The organism is Cetobacterium sp. (assembly GCF_051653945.1).
Taxonomy (GTDB): domain Bacteria; phylum Fusobacteriota; class Fusobacteriia; order Fusobacteriales; family Fusobacteriaceae; genus Cetobacterium_A.
The window spans coordinates 1-15,428 of record NZ_JBOFXD010000072.1 but is presented as its reverse complement, the minus strand read 5'-3'; the positions used below and the strand labels follow the sequence as shown (position 1 = coordinate 15,428).

The window sequence follows — 15,428 nt, the reverse complement described above, 5'->3', positions numbered from 1 at the left end:
TTCATAGACAGATACCTCAAAATTATGTAATTAAATCAGCTACCATTAGCCAAGAGCCTAACGGTGCTTACTATGTTTCTTTACTAACTGAATTTGAAAAAGATATAAAAGAAGTTCCAAGCGATAACAATATTGTTGGGCTTGATTTTGCTATGTCTGAACTTTTTGTTAGCTCCGATAACCAAAGAGCTGACTATCCTAGATTTTTCAGAAAGTTAGAAACTAAACTCGCTAAAGCTCAAAGAGAATTATCTCGTAAAGTTAAATTCTCACAAAATTGGTATAAAGCAAAGTTGAGAGTTGCTAAAATTCATAACCTTATCAAAAATAGTAGAAAAGATTTTTTACACAAATTATCACATGAACTTATAAATAAGTATAACGCCATAATAATTGAAGACCTTAATATGAAAGGTATGAGTCAGGCATTAAACTTTGGTAAATCTGTCGCTGATAATGGGTGGGGCATGTTCACAGTTATGCTTCAATACAAAGCTATGTTTTTAGGAAAACAAGTAGTAAAAATAGACAAGTGGTTTCCATCTTCTAAAACTTGTTCATTTTGTGGTTCAGTAAAAACTGAATTGCCACTATCGTCAAGAGTTTACAAATGCGATGAGTGTAACTTGGAGATAGATAGAGATCTAAACGCAAGTATAAATATTCGTGAGGTTGGTAGAAGTCTACTAGCCTATTAAAGCATATATCAGGGTAGGAACTACCCGAAGAGCGTGATTAATATATCCGACATGAGTCAGATACTTCCCACGAAGCCCCGCCCTTTATTAGGGCGGTGGTAGTTCACTGGTTTAGTAAATATTATTAAAGTTAATTTATATTTTTAGCTTTTCCATTATATATTTAACGCAAGAGCTATACAACCTAGTAGCCCAGCATTATCTTCAAGACCTGGATAAACAATATATTCATCAATATTTTCTAGAATCTCTTTAGTTTGAACATAATTATTTAACATCTCTTTTACATTTTTTCTAATTAGAGGAAATAATTGAGATTGCTTCATAACTCCCCCACCAAGAATTATTTTTTCTGGTGAAATAGTTAAAATATAGTTTACAAGGGCTTGAGCAATATAATAAGCTTCAAGTTCCCAAGCCTCATGATCAATAGGAAGTTCATAAGCCTTCACTCCCCATCTTTCTTCAATAGCTGGCCCAGATGCTAATCCTTCAAAACAATCTTTATGAAATGGACATTTTCCTACATATGAATCATTTTTATGTCTTCTAACAAAAATATGTCCCATCTCAGGATGAAGCATTCCATGAACTAATTTTCCAGAAACTAGTGCTCCTCCACCAATTCCAGTTCCAATTGTAAGATAAAGACAATTTTTTAATCCTTTTGCAGCTCCCCAAGTAGCTTCACCTAATGCAGCACCATTAACATCTGTATCAAAAGCCATGGGAATATTTAAGTTTCTTTGTAACTCGCCAATTAAATTAAAGTCACTCCAATATTTTTTAGGAGTTTTAGTTATATATCCGTAAGTTTCAGAGTTTGGATTTGGATCAATTGGACCAAATGAACCAACACCGATAGCTTCAACTCCCTTATTTTTAAAAAATTCATAAACTTTTTGTAACGTGATTTCAGGTGTTTCAGTAGGAAAACTAACTCTTTCTAAAATATTACCATTTTCATCAGCAATTCCACATACAAACTTTGTTCCTCCAGCTTCAATAGCTCCTAGTTTCATAAAATCCTCCAATTAAAATTTATAAAATTCTACCTTAGGTATAGTAAACAACATTTTACTTCTAATTTCAATACCTAAACTATCTTTATTTGGATAGATATTTCCAGTAAAGACTTCTTCTCCATCATTTAAAAATATTTCAATAGAACATTTATCTACAAAAATATGTATTTTTTTTAAATCCTTAAGATAACATTTTCTAATACCTTTATAACCGTAACCAGAAAAATTTCTATTTAAAGATACTTTTTTTTCAATAGAATTAAAAGAAAAAGTAGTTCTTTCATCTCCGTTTTTTCTTAAGTCAATCTCTATATCTTTAGAAAAATTTTCTAAAGATATTATAAGTTCATAAGTATCTCCTAAAATATTATATTTTGAAAGGTCGATAGCATTTTCTAAATATAAATTTTCTATCACAATTTTTTCTTTTCTTAATTTTTTCAAATTATTATGTGGTTTTTGTAAAATCTTATTTTTTTTAATCTCCAATACTCTTGGGATAGTTAAAGAGTGTACCCAATTTTCATTTTCGATAGACGGATGCTCTAATTCTTCAGGCATTCCTATCCAGCCAATTAAAACATTTTTATTATGTTCATCTTTAAATGTTTGAGGTGCATAAAATTCAAATCCTCTATCAAGTTCAATGAAATCATTTTTTTCAACATCATATAAATCTCTAATTATATAGCCAGATTGATATCTATTATTAAATAAATCCCCATTAGCTTTAATTCCCTGGGGTGACAAAATTAGAGCTTTATTGTTATTATCTTCAATAAAATCTGGACACTCACACATAAATCCCAAGTCCCCATTGATAATTTCTTTTTCAAAACTCCAATCGATTAAATTATGAGATGAAAAAACAACTATAGTTCCAGTTAAATCGACTCTTTGAGCCCCAAGCACCATTTTATAAACTCCATCTTTCATAAACACTTTAGGATCTCTAAAGTGTTTAGTATATTCTTTAGGAATATCTTTATCGTGAATAACAGGACCTTTCTTTTCAAAGTCAATACCATTTGTTGAGATTGCTAAACATTGGTAACTTTCTCTGATATTATTATTTTTAACATTTCCAGTATAAAACAGATAAAGTTTATTATCTTTTTCAATAGCACTTCCAGAATAACAACCATTTTTGTCAAACCAATCGTTTGGGGATAAAGCTATCGGTAAGGATTCCCAACTGGCTAAATCTTTACTTTTTAAATGAGCCCAATGTTTAGATCCATGTTCACAGGCACTGGGATTCCATTGATAAAAAATATGGTACTCATTATTCCAAAAGATAAGACCATTGGGGTCATTTAATAATCCAAATGGTGGAGAGATATGAAATTTATTTTTCCACATATTTTACACCTCGTCTTTAAATCCAAGAATAATCGTAGCAATTCCTGCTCCAATAAAGCTTATTAAAAGTGCAATGATATAGTTTAGCATAGATTCAGGTTGAACAATTGATATACCTGGGATTCCTGTAACACCAACAGCATTCATAGTAACCTTAGTTAGCGTAATATATGCTCCGCCAAGAGCACCACCAATAACAGCTCCAATAAATGGTTTACCAAGTCTTAAATTAACTCCAAATAAAGCAGCTTCTGTAATTCCAAGTAAGCAAGAAAGTCCTGCAGGTAATGCTATTGATTTAAGTGTTGTATTTTTACTTTTTAAAAATACGGCCATAGCTGCTCCACCTTGGGCAACATTAGCCATAGACCAAATAGGAAGTAAAAAGTTTTTACCAATATTAGGGTTAGCTAAAAGATTAGCTTCAATGGCATGAAAGCTATGATGCATTCCAGTTATAACAATAGATGAGTAACTTCCACCTAAAATAATACCAGCAAAAACTCCTAAAGTTGTGTAAATATATTCTAAGCCAAAGGATATCCCATCACCAACAACCCTACCTAAAGGTCCAATTAAAGTGATACTTACAAATCCTGTTATTAAAATCGTTAAAAATGGTGTTAGAATAATATCTAACATATTAGGAATTACTTTTCTTAAATTCTTTTCAATTATACTCATAACCCAAACAGCAATTAAAATAGGTAAAACAGTTCCTTGATAACCAATTTTAGCAAAATTCATGCCAAATAGAGTAAAATAACCTGAAATTCCACTTCCAACTGTCCATGCATTTTGTAGAGCTGGATGAATTAGAATTCCACCAAGAGCAGCTGCAAGATATGGGTTAGCTCCAAATTCTTTGGCAGCAGAAAAAGCTAGGATAATAGGTAGAAAAACAAAGGCAGTATTAGAAAACATATCTAAAAGTTCAAATAAAGATGAGTCAGTAGTAAACCAACCAAAAGTTTTCCCCATACCTAAAACACCCATTAATAATCCACTTGCAACAATAGCTGGAATAATAGGTACAAAAATATTAGATAAAGTTCTAGCAAATCTTTGGAAAATATTTAAATTTTTTATTTGATCTTTTTTTATATCTTCTAAAGATGATTCCTCAATATGAGCTTCTCCTAAAATAATACTACAAACTTTATTTACTGCACCTTGTCCTAAGATAATTTGAAGTTGTCCATTTGAGAAAAAAGCTCCTTTTATATCAGGATTCTTTTTTAAATTTTCTAAATTAACAATATTTTGATCTTTAACAACAGCTCTCAATCTTGTTGCACAATGTCCTATAGTAGAGATATTTTTTTCACTTCCAATATTTTCAATAATAAAATCAGCAATTTTTTGATAGTCCATTTCTCCTCCAAAAATAAAAATAGTTTTCTATATATGGGACCGTTCCCATATATTATTAAATTTAATATATTTTTTTAAAAAAGTCAATATATTATTTTTAAAATAATATTTTACTTTTGAAAATCAAACTATTTTTTCTATTTTAAAGCATTAAAAAATTAATTTTGTTTTTTTAAAAAATAAATATTATAATTACTTAATGAAAAAAATAGGTGGTATAAAATGAGAAAAAAATTAACAATAAAAGAGATAGCTGAACTTTCAGGGGTTGGGAAAAGTACTGTATCTAGATTTTTTAATGATGGTTATGTAAGCGAAAGTCTTAGAGAAAAAATAGAGAAAGTTATTAATGAAAATAACTATGAACCAAATGTTTTTGCAAGAGGGATAAAAGCAAAAAATAATCGATTTATAGGGGTAATTGTACCATGCTTAGATTCTACAATTACATCCACTATTTTGATGAATTTAGATAATAGATTAAGAGAGTTGGGTTATATTCCTCTAATAATTAATACAAATCATAATGTTTCCTTAGAGATATCTAATTTAGAAAATCTATTTAGATTAAATGTGGAAGGAATAATATTGGTAGCCACAGAAGTCACAAAAAAACATAGAGATTTTGTAAAGAAAAGTAAAATCCCAGTGCTTTTTGTAGGTCAAATTTGTGAGGAAACTTATTGCATAGTTAATGATGAAGAAAAAGCTGGACAGGTTATGGGAGAGTACATATTAAACTCTAATCACAAAGATATTCTTTATGTAAGTGTTGATGAAAATGATACTTTAGTTGGAATAGTGAGAAAAAAAGCTGTACTAGATAAAATGTTAATGAATAATATAAAGGTTGATGTAGAGATTAGTGATTTTTCAATGGACTCTACAGAAAAACTTATTTATAACTATATGAAAAAAAGAAAACCTACTTGTATAATTTGTGCAACCGATAACATGGCCTTTGGTGCAATAAAAGCTTTAAATAGGTTGGAAATAAAGATACCAGAAGAGGTATCAGTTGTGGGATTTGGTGGGTATAAAATTTCAGATTTAATTTCTCCTTCTCTTACAACAATAAAGTTTTATAACTCTTTAACTGGAGAATTAGCAGCAGAAAGTATTGTAAAACTTTTAAATAAAGAGAGTATTCCAAAAATTCAAAAGATAGAATTTGAATTTTTAGAAAGAAAAAGTGTAAAGAGGTTGAATAGTTGATAAATGAATTTTTTATAAAAATGAGATTAATTTTTCTATAGAAAGTAATAAATAGTTTAAAAATAAAAAAATATGATACAATAATCGAAGAAGTTAAGTATTTGAAAGCATCATAGAATATAATAAAAGGGGAGATGTATGAAAACTGAAAGAGAAAAAATGATAGCTGGGGAGATGTATAATCCTAACGATGAACAGCTGGTAAAAGATAAAGAGGCTGCTAAGAGATTTTGTAGAGAGTATAATTTAACAGATGATACAAACTATGATTTAAGAAAAAAAATGATTCAAAGCTTTTTAGGAAAAACAGGAAAGGATTTACATATTGAATCAAATTTTAGAGTTGAGTATGGATATAATGTTGAAATTGGAGAAAACTTTTATTCAAACTATGATTGTTTGCTTTTAGATATTTGTCCAATTGTGATTGGTGCCAATGCTATGTTAGCTCCAGGAGTTCATATTTATTCAGCAACACATCCGCTAGATCCAAATGAGAGAAATTCAGGAAAAGAGTTTGGAAAACCAGTAAAAATAGGTGATAATGTTTGGATAGGAGGAAGATCTGTTATAGCTCCAGGAGTAACATTAGGAAACAATGTTGTTGTAGCTGCAGGATCTGTTGTTACAAAAAGTTTTCCTGATAATGTTGTAATAGGTGGAAATCCAGCAAAAATAATAAAAAATATAGAAGTTAAATAAAAAAATAAAAAATTAATTTGACATAAAAATTTTCATATGTTAATATAACTGAAAATAATTTATAGGAGTGGTTGAGATGACGACATACAATTTAATATCAAAAACTACAATGATGAATATGATGATGCCTATGGGAGTTGGAACCAAAAATTAATTTTTAATTTTGGGACGAACTCATTTTTGCTTTACTAAATGAGAAGCTCCCAAGGAATAAAGTTGTTAACATAAAGCTTGGGATTTTAAATCTCAAGCTTTTTTTTTATTAAATTTTCAAAATTCATAATATATTACAAGGAGGAACAGATGATACAACTTAAAAATATTATTAAAACTTATGAAAATAAAGGTCAAAGTATTGAAGCTTTAAAAGAGTTATCTTTTGATTTTAAGAAAGGAGAGATAACTGGAATAATAGGGTATTCAGGAGCTGGAAAAAGTACTCTATTAAGATGTATAAATCTTTTAGAAACACCAAGTTCGGGAGAGATTATAATAGATGGAGTTATCCTAAATAAACTAGAAGCTAAAGATTTGAGAGAAACTAGAAAAAAAATAGGAATGATATTTCAACATTTTAATCTTATGAGAAGTAGAAATGTTTTTAAAAATATAGCATATCCTCTTAAAGGGAGCGGTCTTTCTAAAAAAGAGATGGAGGAAAGGGTTGATGAGCTTTTAGATTTAGTTGGATTAAAAGATAAAAAATACAGTTATCCATCTCAACTTAGTGGAGGACAAAAACAAAGGGTAGGGATAGCGAGAGCTTTGGCAAATAGGCCAAATTTAATTTTATGTGATGAAGCAACATCAGCCCTAGATCCTGAAACAACAGTTTCTATTTTAAAGTTACTAAAAAAAATTAATAGAGAACTAGGAGTAACAATAGTCCTTATCACTCATCAAATGGAAGTTATAAAAGAAATTTGTGATAGTGTTATTGTCATGGAAGAAGGAGTTATCAAAGAAGAAGGAGATGTAATTAATATTTTTTCAAGACCCAAAGAGCCAATAACAAAGAGGTTTCTATCATCTATTTTCAATACAGAAAAAATAAATAGCTACTTAGAAAATATGTCAGTTAAACAAAATGAAAAAATAATAAAACTATCTTATGTTGGAAATAACACAGAGGAAGCTTACATTTCAAGAGTTTCTAGAGAGTACAATATTGATGCTAGTATTTTATTTGGAAATATAGAGATTATAAAAGAAACTCCAATTGGAAACTTAGTTATAAAGCTAGGAGGAGATGAAAAAAATATTATAGATTCAATAGAGTATTTAAATAAAAATCAAATATATGTGGAGGTTTTAAAAAATGGAAGAAAAATTATATAGTTATTTAGGAAATGTAATAAAGTATCAAGACGAAATGATTCGTGCCATGGGAGAAACACTAACAATGGTTGCTATAGCAGGAACTGTTTCAACATTAATTGGAACAATTATGGGAATAGTTTTAGTTATAACTAGAAAAGGTGGAATTTTAGAAAACAGTTTAATTAATAATATTTTAGGAAAATTTATAAATATTTTTAGGTCAATTCCATTTGTAATTCTACTGGCAGCTTTAATTCCTGTAACAAGATTTTTCATGGGAACAACTATTGGTTTAAAAGGAGCAATTGTTCCTCTTATATTTGGGTCAGCTCCATTTGTTGCAAGACAAATAGAATCGGCATTATTAAGTGTTGATTCAGGAGTAATAGAAGCAGCTTATGCAATGGGCTCATCTCCATTTGAAATAATTTATAGAGTATTATTGAGAGAAGCTTTACCAGAGATTATTTACGCTCTTATTATAACTACAGTTAGTTTAATTGGCTTTTCAGCTGTGGCAGGAACAGTTGGTGGAGGAGGACTTGGTGACTTTGCTATTAGATATGGATATCAACACTTTAAAACAGATATTATGGTAGTAACGATTATAATCTTAGTAAGTTTGATAACTTTTATACAATGGTCGGGAGAAAAAATATTAAAAAAAATAAAACGTTAAAATAAAAAATTAAAACTATAGGGAGGAAAGAGTTATGAAAATATTAAAGATTTTAAAGGTAGTTATATTTTTGGTACTATCAACAGTAGGATTTTTAGGATGCGAGAACTCATCAGGGGATTCGTCAACAACAGAGAAAAAAGTGGTAAAATTAGGAATTAACGGAGATGAAAATATAATATGGGAAAATGTGAGGAATCAGCTTGCAAAAGAGAATATAGAACTAAAATTTATAAATTTTGCAGACTATATAAGACCAAATTTAGCTCTTCAAGATAAGGAGATAGATATAAATGCATTTCAAACAGAGATATATTTTGATAATTTTAAAAAGGAACATAAGCTATCAATAGTTAATTTAGGATATACAGTGTTGGCTCCAATGGGGGGTTATTCAAAAAAATTAACGGATTTATCTCAGTTAAAAGATGGAGCAGTAGTAGCTATTCCAAATGATAGTTCAAATGGTGGAAGAGCACTGCTTTTACTTCAAGATGCAGGACTTATAAGTTTAAATAGAGATGCAGGAGCTTTTCCAAGAGTTAAAGATATTATAGAAAATCCAAAGAACATAAAAATAGTTGAGTTAGTAGCGACTCAAATTCCAAGATCAATAGAAGATGTAGATGTGGCTGCTATAAATAATGGTGTTGCTGTTCAAGCTGGGTACTCTCCACTGGTAGATTCAATCTTTATTGAAGATTTTAAAAATGAGAGATTAAAGCCGTATTTTAATATAATAGCTTCAAGAGATGATAATCAAAATAAACCAGAGATAAAAAGAGTTTTAGAAGTTTATCAAACTGCTGAAAATAAAAAAATAATAGATGACTATTATAAAGGGTCTTCAATAGCTGTATTTTAAAGTTAAAATTAAAAGAGATTAGATAAATTTTGGAGGGAATAAGATGGAAAAGAAAATAATAGATTTTTTAGATAATAATAGAGATATTTTTATAAATATTAGTCAAAAAATACACCAAAATCCTGAGATTGGAAATGAGGAATATTTTGCAGCGGATTTATTAACAAAGTTTTTAGAAGAGAAAGGGTTTAATGTTGAAAGAGATATAGCAGGACATGAGACAGGGTTTATAGCTAGAAAGAAATCCCAAAATGGAGAGTATCCTAAAATAGCTTTTTTAGCTGAATATGATGCACTTCCAAATTTAGGTCACGCAATATAATAGGAGCTATAAGTGTGGCTGGAGCAGTCGGCTTAGGCGAGTTATTAGATAATGTTTCAGGGGAAGTTATCGTTTATGGCTGTCCTTCAGAAGAGGGAGGAGAGAATGGAAGTTCTAAAGGTTCTTTTGTTCGTGAAAACCTTTTTGAAGGGGTGGATGTTGCAATGATAATACATCCAGGGAGTGAGCATTCAATAACTAAAAAAAGTTTAGCAGTAAATCCTTTGGATTTTGAATTCTTTGGGAAATCTTCTCATGCTGCAGGCTCTCCTGAAAATGGTAAAAATGCTTTAGATGCATTACTACATTTTTTTAACGGAATTGCAACACTTAGACAACATGTTAAATCAGATGTAAAAATTCACGGAATAATAACTCATGGAGGGGATGCACCAAATATAATTCCAGATTACACTAAGGCTAGATTTTATATTAGATCTTCGACAAAAGAAGGATGTGATGAAGTTACAGAAAAAGTAGAGGCTATAGCTCATGGTGCAGCACTTATGACAGGATGTACTGCAAAAATTTCTAGTTTTCAAAATAGAGTTGATAATCTTATACCAACGAGATATTTTGATGAACTTTATGTAGAAACTATGAAAAAATTAGGAGTAGAAGTTTCTGTAGATTCAAAAAAAGGAATGGGATCAACTGATGTGGGGAATGTTAGCCATATAATACCAACAATTCATCCAAATATAAAAATTTGTGATTGTAGTGTTTCAGGTCACACTCACGAATTTGCAAAGGCTGCAGGGTCTATTAGAGGGGATGAAGCTGTAATATTAGGAGGAAAAGCTCTAGCTTTACTAGGATTGGATTTAATTTTAAATAAAGAAAAATTAGAGAATATAAAAGTAAATTTTTTATCAAGATAAAGAAGAGGCTAAGTTTTTACTTAGCCTTTTGATTCACTATTTTGATTTTTGAATTGTCGTTTTTTTCGAATAGCATTAATTAAACCGTTGCTACTTAAAGAGATAATATCTTTTATAATTAAAGGGAAAATGGAGTGTCCATAATAAGTTATATAAACAGGATTCCACTGAGGATTAAACTTATCTTTAAATAGTTTAAGACCTTTAAAGTTATAAAAATGTTTTTCATAATGAAAAATAAAATTTTCAACACTCTTATAAGGTGATAACCATTCTTTTTCAATTCCAGATAAAGGAACAATTCCTAGACTAAAGAAGTTAAAATTTTCTTCTTTGGCATATTGAATTAGACAGATAAAAAAATATTCCATGATGCTATTTTCAAGACCTTTTCTATGCCTCATAAGATCCAGTGTTAAACACTCTTTTTCAGAAGTACCGTATATATTAGCAAAAGAGATAATTTTTCCATCTTTTTCTAAAATTGCTAAATCAAAGTTTTTGATATATTCTTCAGAAAAATGACCAATTGAAAATCTTTTTTCAGAAGTATTTTTACTATCAAGCCATTCTTGAGAGATAGATTTTAACTCTACTAAAACAGCATCAAGATTATCTTTTGGTATAATTTTAAAATTATAACTATCTTTTTTTAGATGGTTGTAAAGATGTCTAAGTTTTCTCATATCAGAACCATCTAAAGTGAAATTTTTTAAAATAACTTTTCCTCGTTCGCCTATTTTTGAAACAATCATATTATTTTTAATATAGGCACCAATATTTTCATGATCGACTTCATAAAAAATACACTTTTTTCTATTTTTTTTACAAAATTCAATAAACTCTTCAATTGCTTTTTCAAATAGCTCCACTCTACCTATAGGATCTCCCATTGCTATATATGAGTTACCTTTTACACCATACATGATAAAACAACATTCTTCTGAATCAGAAGGATAAAAGAAAAAATTTTTATCATTCAAAAGAGCTAAAAAACTATTTTCATTTTTAGAAATAGATATACATTTTCTAATTTTTTCGATATTAAAAGTATTTGTAACTAAAGTGTCATTCTTTCTTTTATTAAAATAAAATAGATACTTTTTTAAAATATTAACACCTCCTTAAGTTTTTATTTAATACTTACGGTAAAAAACTTCTAAGATAGTCAATATAAGCTTTTTTAGCTAAATTTCTAATATAATATGTATATGTTGGATATGCTTGTACAGAATTCATAACTTTATAGAATTTAATTTTATTTCCAATCATCAGTTGTAGGAATCCAATAATTTCTCCAGCTCTTTCTCCGATACAAGTAGCACCAACAATATTAAATTTGTTATCACAAATAATTTTTAGAAAAAATGCCTTTTCAAATGTAATTAAACTTCTATCATTATTTAAATCTAGAGAATAGATATACGTTTTTTTATATTTTTTATTAGCATCTTCCTCATTTAAACCAACTTTAGAAACTTCAATATCTCCAAAAAGTGTCCAAGGAATAAAAGAGTAATCTATTTTTTTCATAATATATGGGAAAAGAATATTTCTCACGACAATTTCTCCTTGATAACCAGCCACGTGTGAAAATTTCAAAGAAGAGGCTATATCACCAATTGCAAATATATTTTTTTCAGATGTTCTCATAGATTCATCCACAGAAATTCCTTTTATATCATACTTAACTCCAGCTTTATCTAAATTAAGATTTTGTATGTTTGGAGTTCTACCAGCAGATATAAATATTTTCTCACTTAAAAAATTACCATTATTAGTTTTTATTAGAATATTATTATCTATATTTTCAATCTCCATAGATGTACAATTTAATATTAAATTAATTCCTGCTTCTTTTAATTTATTAAGATAAAAATCTCTCACTTCGGTTTCCATCATAGGTAGAAAAATATCAGATTTTTCAAGAATAGTTACATCAATATTTAATTTTTTAATAGGAAAGGCTAGTTCTAAAGAGATTACTCCAGCACCAATTAAAGTAATGCTTTTATAGTCGCCTTTTTCATAAAAAAAGTTATGGTTGTCTAAATAACTAACTTTATCTAATCCTTTTATATTGGGAATAAAAGGTGAACTTCCTGTAGAAATAACAATATATTTTCCAATATATTTTTGTCCATTGACTAAAATAGTATTTTTATCAATAAAAGTCCCTTCACCTTTTATAAAATCTATATTTTTGAAGTTAGAAATATGAGGAAGCTCACTATCGCCAATAGTATGAACATTTTTAAGAGCCATTTCTAGAGCTTCTGTTAAAGTTGAAGCAGTTTTAGATGCAGAGATAAAACTCTTAGATGGAACACAACCACCCCAAGTGCACTCTCCACCTAAATGATCTTTTTCAATTAAAAGAACTTTTTTTCCAGCAGAAGCAAGACCAATTGAAGTTGTGAGTCCACCTGCTCCACCACCAATTACGATTGTATGATACATATAAACCTCCTTTATTGTTTTAATATAGTATATACTACGAATGTCGTATAATTGCAATATTATCTATAAGTTATTTATATATTTTATAAAATATGTTATACTATAAGTCTAAGAAAATATTATGGAGGAAACTTTTATGAATGATATATTAATTAAAATTTCAGAAAAATATATAAAAAATTTAAAAAATCAAAGTTTAGAGGATAAAGAGAGTAATATAATATATGGAAAAATATTAAATATTTTAGAAAAAGATCCAACACTTAATTTATTTGGACTTTTAACAGAGTTAAACAAAGGGAAAACATTTTATGAAAAAAATAAAGTTAGAAATAGAAGAGAAAGACTTACAAATTTAGATATTTTAATTAAAAATGCTAATACAATTGTAGATAATCTTTTAGAAGATAACGAGGAAAGTTTAAGAAAAATTGAAAGAAGTTTAAATAGATCTGATATCTACAGAGATAGAATGGTTATGAATATACTTTTAGCGGAGTTTCCATCGCCACAATTTCATGATATTTACTATACAATTAAAAATGATCAATGTAAAAAATTCTTATTAGAAGTTGTAGATGAAATAAGAAAAAGTAAATAAAATAAAAAAAAGCAAGGAAAACAATTTTTTAGTGGTAAATATTGATAAATAATAGCGAAAATATGTAAAGCTATAAAAGGAGGAGAGCATTATGGTTATTGCATTTATAGGTGGAATTATTTTAGGTTTTTTATTTTTTTATAGTTTAAATTTTGGTACTAATGAAATTAAAAAATTTAAAAATCCTTCATTATTTATTTTTGTAACTTCATTACTAAGAATTTTTCTTCTTTTAGCTGGATTTTATTATTTAGCCCAAAATAGTGGTCATAGATTTTTTGCAGCTTTAGTAGGAGCAATTTTATCAAGAGTTTACATAGTTTATTTTTATAAAAATAGAAAGGAATAAGATCAATATAATATATACATAAATAAAAGAGTATTCTTTTTTTATAAAATGATTGAAAAAAAAACATGTTAGTGATAATATACCTCTGTAATGGTTCTAAAGATTAAAAGGGAACTAAGTGAAAAACTTAGACGGTCCCGCCACTGTAAAGAGGACGAAAGTATAAAAACCACTGAATATTTTTATTTGGGAAGGGATACGAGTAGGATGAATCTAAGTCAGGAGACCTGCCATTATAAAATCTGCGAGGACGGAGAAGAGGAGACTCTTCTTCCAAATTAAATTATATTTGGGAGGATATTTCTATGAAAAAATTATTATTATCATTATTTTGTTTATCTACTACTTTATTATTAGCTCATGGAGAAGAAGCTTTTGAAGATGCTGAGTTTTATACTGGTGGAAAAAGTGCAGTTGTCATGACACACTTTGGAACAACTCATTCAGACACGAGGGCTAAAACTATTGATGCAATTAATCAAAAAGCTATAAAAGCTTTCGATGGAAAAGCAGATGTATTTGAAGCATATACATCTAGAATTGTAACTAAGAGAGTGGTAGCAAATGAGGGTATAAAAAAATATAGTCCAAGTGAAGTTTTAATATCTCTAAAAAAACAAGGATATAAGAATGTAATTATACAACCAACAAATGTAATTGATGGTGTAGAAATGGAATCAATAAAAAAAGAAGCTCAACTTCATGCAAAAGATTTTAATAATTTAAGAGTTGGAGATGCTTTGTTAAGTGATCCTCATCATTATGAAGATACAATTAATGCTGTTATGAAGACAGCAGGACCTTTAAATAAAAAAGAAGCTGTAGTTTTAGTAGGACATGGAACATATAATTCAGCAACATCTGCTTATGCAATGTTTGATTATATGGCTAAAGATATGGAGAAACCAATTTATGTTGGAACTATTGAAGGGTATCCAACTTTTGAAACTGTAGTAAAACAACTTAAAAAGGATAACAAAAAAGAGATTGTTTTAATGCCAATGATGTTTGTTGCGGGAGATCATGCTAAAAACGATATTGCAGGAGAATGGAAAGAGAATTTAGAAAAGGTAGGATTTAAAGTTAATGTTAAACTTATTCCTCTTGGTGAAATTCCTGAGATTCAAGATATGTTTGTTGGAAATGCAAAATTTCTTGAAAAGCATAAAAGTATAGATATTATAGATAAAAAAGCAGGATACGCAAAAAGTAAGGATTTATAAAGAAAAACTCCATCTCAAAAATATAGAGATGGAGTTTTTTATTTATTAAAAATCCTTCTAAAAAATTTTATAAATTCTGAAAAAACTATTATTGATAAGCTAAAAGATATAATTTTTAAATATTCTATATAATTTAAAGAGTTTAAAGAGAAAAAATTTCTTAAAAATATAGATATAAAAATCTGAATAATAATAGTACTTAAAAAAATTATATTAGGGGTCCCGTCAGGAAAACGCGGAATAACAACGCTAAGGATTTTCCTGACCATCTATGACCCCTTTATTTTCAATACTTTAATCTATATTTAGCTCTCTTAAAAATTCTAAAGAAGTAGTACAATCTGAATCAAAT

At 28.5% G+C, this 15,428-nt stretch carries 16 protein-coding genes and 1 riboswitch; of the genes, 11 read left to right on the top strand and 5 right to left on the bottom strand.

All coding sequences use genetic code 11. From position 1 onward, the window contains the following. On the top strand, positions 1–698 hold a 698-nt coding region (locus tag ACRC8M_RS07920), incomplete at its 5' end, for an RNA-guided endonuclease InsQ/TnpB family protein (RefSeq protein WP_438528638.1). Positions 699–853: 155 nt separating this feature from the next. Here ACRC8M_RS07920 and ACRC8M_RS07915 read toward each other — a convergent pair. The 3 genes from ACRC8M_RS07915 to ACRC8M_RS07905 are packed head-to-tail and all read right to left on the bottom strand — an operon-like array spanning position 854 to position 4,459. Further along, a complete protein-coding gene (locus ACRC8M_RS07915; protein ID WP_438528637.1) occupies positions 854–1,720 on the bottom strand; it encodes an ROK family protein in 867 nt (288 codons plus the stop codon). 12 nt (positions 1,721–1,732) lie between these two features. After that, the gene (locus ACRC8M_RS07910; protein ID WP_438528636.1) at positions 1,733–3,085 is read right to left on the bottom strand and encodes a glycoside hydrolase family 32 protein; all 1,353 of its coding nucleotides are present in this window, start codon (positions 3,083–3,085) and stop codon (positions 1,733–1,735) included. A 3-nt stretch (positions 3,086–3,088) separates the two neighbouring features. Further along, positions 3,089–4,459 (bottom strand): sucrose-specific PTS transporter subunit IIBC, encoded by a 1,371-nt coding sequence (locus ACRC8M_RS07905; protein WP_438528635.1) that lies wholly within the window; start codon positions 4,457–4,459, stop codon positions 3,089–3,091. Positions 4,460–4,681: 222 nt separating this feature from the next. Here ACRC8M_RS07905 and ACRC8M_RS07900 point away from each other — a divergent pair, with 222 nt between their 5' ends. The 7 genes from ACRC8M_RS07900 to ACRC8M_RS07870 all read left to right on the top strand — a co-directional run bounded on the left by ACRC8M_RS07900 (position 4,682) and on the right by ACRC8M_RS07870 (position 10,443). Continuing rightward, the gene (locus tag ACRC8M_RS07900) at positions 4,682–5,674 is read left to right on the top strand and encodes a LacI family DNA-binding transcriptional regulator (RefSeq protein ID WP_438528634.1); all 993 of its coding nucleotides are present in this window, start codon (positions 4,682–4,684) and stop codon (positions 5,672–5,674) included. Positions 5,675–5,812: 138 nt separating this feature from the next. After that, a complete protein-coding gene (locus tag ACRC8M_RS07895; protein ID WP_438528633.1) occupies positions 5,813–6,376 on the top strand; it encodes a sugar O-acetyltransferase in 564 nt (187 codons plus the stop codon). Between the two features lie 303 nt (positions 6,377–6,679). Beyond that, positions 6,680–7,714 (top strand): methionine ABC transporter ATP-binding protein, encoded by a 1,035-nt coding sequence (locus ACRC8M_RS07890; protein WP_438528632.1) that lies wholly within the window; start codon positions 6,680–6,682, stop codon positions 7,712–7,714. Next, the gene (locus tag ACRC8M_RS07885) at positions 7,695–8,375 is read left to right on the top strand and encodes a methionine ABC transporter permease (protein WP_438528631.1); all 681 of its coding nucleotides are present in this window, start codon (positions 7,695–7,697) and stop codon (positions 8,373–8,375) included. Before ACRC8M_RS07890 ends, ACRC8M_RS07885 begins: the two co-directional genes overlap by 20 nt. A 34-nt stretch (positions 8,376–8,409) precedes the next feature. Continuing rightward, positions 8,410–9,240 carry a MetQ/NlpA family ABC transporter substrate-binding protein gene (locus tag ACRC8M_RS07880; protein WP_438528630.1) on the top strand — a complete coding sequence of 277 codons (831 nt, stop codon included), beginning with the start codon at positions 8,410–8,412 and terminating at the stop codon, positions 9,238–9,240. A 43-nt stretch (positions 9,241–9,283) separates the two neighbouring features. After that, on the top strand, positions 9,284–9,562 hold the full coding sequence (locus tag ACRC8M_RS07875; RefSeq protein WP_438528629.1) for a hypothetical protein: 279 nt from the start codon (positions 9,284–9,286) through the stop codon (positions 9,560–9,562). Positions 9,563–9,576: 14 nt separating this feature from the next. Beyond that, a complete protein-coding gene (locus ACRC8M_RS07870) occupies positions 9,577–10,443 on the top strand; it encodes a peptidase dimerization domain-containing protein (RefSeq protein WP_438528628.1) in 867 nt (288 codons plus the stop codon). Between the two features lie 20 nt (positions 10,444–10,463). Here ACRC8M_RS07870 and ACRC8M_RS07865 read toward each other — a convergent pair whose 3' ends face one another. Then, positions 10,464–11,459 carry a phosphatidylglycerol lysyltransferase domain-containing protein gene (locus ACRC8M_RS07865; RefSeq protein WP_438528639.1) on the bottom strand — a complete coding sequence of 332 codons (996 nt, stop codon included), beginning with the start codon at positions 11,457–11,459 and terminating at the stop codon, positions 10,464–10,466. A 127-nt stretch (positions 11,460–11,586) separates the two neighbouring features. Beyond that, entirely contained in the window at positions 11,587–12,903 is a 1,317-nt protein-coding gene (locus ACRC8M_RS07860; RefSeq protein WP_438528627.1) for a dihydrolipoyl dehydrogenase family protein, read from the bottom strand. A 136-nt stretch (positions 12,904–13,039) separates the two neighbouring features. Between ACRC8M_RS07860 and ACRC8M_RS07855 the strand changes: the two genes are divergently transcribed. The 3 genes from ACRC8M_RS07855 (at position 13,040) to ACRC8M_RS07845 (ending at position 15,076) form a co-directional block, all read left to right on the top strand. Then, entirely contained in the window at positions 13,040–13,504 is a 465-nt protein-coding gene (locus tag ACRC8M_RS07855) for a hypothetical protein (RefSeq protein ID WP_438528626.1), read from the top strand. 91 nt (positions 13,505–13,595) lie between these two features. Continuing rightward, the gene (locus tag ACRC8M_RS07850; protein ID WP_438528625.1) at positions 13,596–13,853 is read left to right on the top strand and encodes an N-ATPase subunit AtpR; all 258 of its coding nucleotides are present in this window, start codon (positions 13,596–13,598) and stop codon (positions 13,851–13,853) included. 74 nt (positions 13,854–13,927) lie between these two features. After that, positions 13,928–14,102: riboswitch (cobalamin riboswitch) on the top strand. A gap of 56 nt (positions 14,103–14,158) precedes the next feature. Continuing rightward, positions 14,159–15,076 carry a sirohydrochlorin cobaltochelatase gene (locus tag ACRC8M_RS07845; protein ID WP_438528624.1) on the top strand — a complete coding sequence of 306 codons (918 nt, stop codon included), beginning with the start codon at positions 14,159–14,161 and terminating at the stop codon, positions 15,074–15,076. Positions 15,077–15,428 lie beyond the last annotated feature (352 nt).

Bases quoted from the DNA above. Each gene is read 5' to 3' on its own strand.
- ACRC8M_RS07915 (WP_438528637.1), bottom strand. From the start codon at position 1,720: ATGAAACTAGGAGCTATTGAAGCTGGAGGAACAAAGTTTGTATGTGGA.
- ACRC8M_RS07910 (WP_438528636.1), bottom strand. From the start codon at position 3,085: ATGTGGAAAAATAAATTTCATATCTCTCCACCATTTGGATTATTAAAT.
- ACRC8M_RS07905 (WP_438528635.1), bottom strand. From the start codon at position 4,459: ATGGACTATCAAAAAATTGCTGATTTTATTATTGAAAATATTGGAAGT.
- ACRC8M_RS07900 (WP_438528634.1), top strand. From the start codon at position 4,682: ATGAGAAAAAAATTAACAATAAAAGAGATAGCTGAACTTTCAGGGGTT.
- ACRC8M_RS07895 (WP_438528633.1), top strand. From the start codon at position 5,813: ATGAAAACTGAAAGAGAAAAAATGATAGCTGGGGAGATGTATAATCCT.
- ACRC8M_RS07890 (WP_438528632.1), top strand. From the start codon at position 6,680: ATGATACAACTTAAAAATATTATTAAAACTTATGAAAATAAAGGTCAA.
- ACRC8M_RS07885 (WP_438528631.1), top strand. From the start codon at position 7,695: ATGGAAGAAAAATTATATAGTTATTTAGGAAATGTAATAAAGTATCAA.
- ACRC8M_RS07880 (WP_438528630.1), top strand. From the start codon at position 8,410: ATGAAAATATTAAAGATTTTAAAGGTAGTTATATTTTTGGTACTATCA.
- ACRC8M_RS07875 (WP_438528629.1), top strand. From the start codon at position 9,284: ATGGAAAAGAAAATAATAGATTTTTTAGATAATAATAGAGATATTTTT.
- ACRC8M_RS07860 (WP_438528627.1), bottom strand. From the start codon at position 12,903: ATGTATCATACAATCGTAATTGGTGGTGGAGCAGGTGGACTCACAACT.
- ACRC8M_RS07855 (WP_438528626.1), top strand. From the start codon at position 13,040: ATGAATGATATATTAATTAAAATTTCAGAAAAATATATAAAAAATTTA.
- ACRC8M_RS07850 (WP_438528625.1), top strand. From the start codon at position 13,596: ATGGTTATTGCATTTATAGGTGGAATTATTTTAGGTTTTTTATTTTTT.
- ACRC8M_RS07845 (WP_438528624.1), top strand. From the start codon at position 14,159: ATGAAAAAATTATTATTATCATTATTTTGTTTATCTACTACTTTATTA.